Origin of the sequence: Okeania sp. SIO2F4, from assembly GCF_010672385.1 — a bacterium.
In the GTDB taxonomy this organism is placed as follows: domain Bacteria; phylum Cyanobacteriota; class Cyanobacteriia; order Cyanobacteriales; family Microcoleaceae; genus Trichodesmium.
Window position 1 is genome coordinate 1 of the sequence record NZ_JAAHGT010001145.1, and the last position, 2,700, is coordinate 2,700.

The window sequence follows — 2,700 nt, forward strand, 5'->3', positions numbered from 1 at the left end:
TCTAGGACTGAGGGCTGAATTCTGAATTTGATTGATGATTTATTTATCTCAACCTTGGTTGAAGACCCCCGCTATCCATCACCCCTAACTACCCTTCCCTACCTATCCCTTATAAGGACTGAAAACCTTGTGGGAGAGTGGGGAGAGGGGAAAGAGGGGGAAGAGGGGGAAGAGGGAGAAGTAAGAATCTTGGGGTGCATTTCTCAAAAAAATATCTGATTCAATACACTTTTATGAGAAAAAAGTTTTTCAAAGGACTTATACATAACTTCTCTACGCATGTCAAATTTTATCTTAAGAAAGATGTTTATAAAGCATAGCTTTGAAAGAGAGGGAGGGGAGCGACGCAATTGGAAAACCACAACATTGATTGGTTTTCGCAATAGTGTGCTACAGTAGTTAAATTAAGGCTGCTGGGCTAGCATTGTAAGTCTGTAGAGCGACCTTAAGAGCAAAAAGAGGCTTGGCAAGGGAGGCAGATGCTATGTTTCGCAGAGGGAATTGAATTGCGCAACTCCTCTGCAAGAGGCAAAACAAAGCCCTAATTAGCGATGATTAGGAATATTTTTGTCCCAGGGGCGCAAGGTTGGAATTATGTCAATGGTAAATGATAATCACCTTTTTGAGAGCTAGATATTCGGTATAATAATTTGAGTTTGAGTTAGATTAAAGTTAATTTAGCATTTTTACATAAATAATTCTTTTTCCTGAACTAATTTTTTGTTGATTTTTGGCAAAACTTAAATAGATATAATTCCTCTGGTAGCTCGGATGCTACATCTAGCTCAACACTTTTAGGCACAAATAAAACCATGCCAAATTCACATTTTTCAGTTGTACATTTATCTGGTCGTGCAGTGATTCGATAATCACTATTTTTCGTAGGAGTAAAAGAAATTACTGGAATTCCATCTTCTTTTTCATCATTGGCTATTTTTGCACCTTGTTCATTTTTAAGGGTTAAATTTAAGTCAGTACAATTATCATCACATACTCCAAGAATAGTGTAAGATACATCAGAAGATAATTTTGCTGTAAATGGTACTTCTACTTTCTCTTTAACCTTTCCAATTAGTGGCCAAAATACTAATTTTTTACCAGCTTTTTCTTGTGCTTCTACTGTCTCTTTCAATTTACAGATTACTTGTTCTTGTTCGAGACTAAGTTCTATGCTGGCAGCAGTTGCCACAATTGCACCACCTAATATCAAACCAATTCCACCTAAAACTAATTTTTTGGTATCCATTGATTTACCCAAGGAAAAATTTTTAGTCAACTACAGTCAGGAGTCTAACATAACAATAGGGAATAGGGAATAGGGAGTAGGGAGTGTGGGGAGAGGGGGGAGAGTGGGGAGATAATCAACAATTAATAATTAATTATTAATAATTAATTATTAAATAATTCGCGCCTTGAAGCCTCCCCTTGGATAGGGGAAAACAAAGACAATATTCCTTATATTCAATTGGTGTAACGGTTAAAACCTTCTTGTAATTATCAAGTTCGCCATTATCCATTAATGAACTCTCCTTGAAAACTGATAGGATTGACTAATCATGAAAATTTTTTCTTCTCAAGGGGAGATTGGGTATGGCGAGGTTTCCCGAAGAGTGCAGCTCCCTCCGCAATTCAAGTCGCTCCGCGTTTCGCTTTCCTACGGAATAATTGCGCAAACGCGACATGAAAAACGCGCGTTGTGCGGAACGCTAAACGCCATCCCATCCGTTTGTCATGCTCCGCTTTCCGACCGCTTATTTATCCTTTAAAGGAGAGGCTTTAAACCTTAATTATTCGGTAAAGTAAGTAGATAGGCATAAATAAAGATTAAAATAAAAAATATGAAAAAGAAGCTATAATCGAATTGCCAACAGGTTTTCACTGCGCGTGAATTTTCATTGCTATTGTAGCAATAATTCAGCCCACCTACTTAATATTTATCCCGTCAACTGAAGTAGTAGGTACTGATAACTGTTAACTGATAACTGAACAGACTCTATTTAGTTTCCATCCAATTTTTACCTCCATGAATATCTACTATTAGGGGTACTTTTAAATTTACAGCATTTTCCATTGTAGATTTAATAATTTGTTGCAATTCTTCTGACTCTAATGGTGGTACTTCAAATACTAATTCATCATGCACTTGTAATAATAATTTTGTCTGATAATTTGTCAATATTTTCTTCAATTTAATCATGGCTATTTTAATAATATCTGCACTTGAACCTTGAATGGGTGAGTTAGCTGCTGCTCTTAAAATTTGAGCATCATTTTGACTTAGCTTTAATTCCTGTAAATTAATTTCTTCTGGTGGTTTCCCTTTTAAATCCCGGAGAGTTTTAGATTCAAATTCAAAATAACGCCGTCGACCTAATATTGTTTCTACATAACCTTTAGCGATCGCTTGTTTTTTCAAATTATCTAAATAGGCAAATACTTGGGAATATTGTTGTTTATATCTTTCTAAAAATTGTTTACTTTCTTTGACTGTTATTTTGACAGATCTTGCTAATTTTTGCGCTCCCATTCCGTAGATTACGCCAAAGTTTATTGTTTTACCGATTCGTCTTTCTGCTGGTGAAATTTTCTCTTTTTCAAATAATAGTTTGGCTGTGACTGTATGTACGTCTTGATTGTTTTGATAGGCTTCTATTAATACTGGTTCTTGACTCAAATGTGCTAAGATTCTTAATTCAATTT

2 protein-coding genes are annotated in these 2,700 nt (G+C 35.6%); both read right to left on the minus strand.

Features of this window, described 5'->3' with window-relative positions; all coding sequences use genetic code 11:
- Window positions 1–712 precede the first annotated feature (712 nt).
- A complete protein-coding gene (locus F6K22_RS38135; RefSeq protein ID WP_293110068.1) occupies window positions 713–1,246 on the minus strand; it encodes a hypothetical protein in 534 nt (177 codons plus the stop codon).
- Between the two features lie 747 nt (window positions 1,247–1,993).
- Window positions 1,994–2,700: DNA polymerase (locus F6K22_RS38140; RefSeq protein ID WP_293110069.1), on the minus strand; the 707-nt coding region annotated here is incomplete at its 5' end.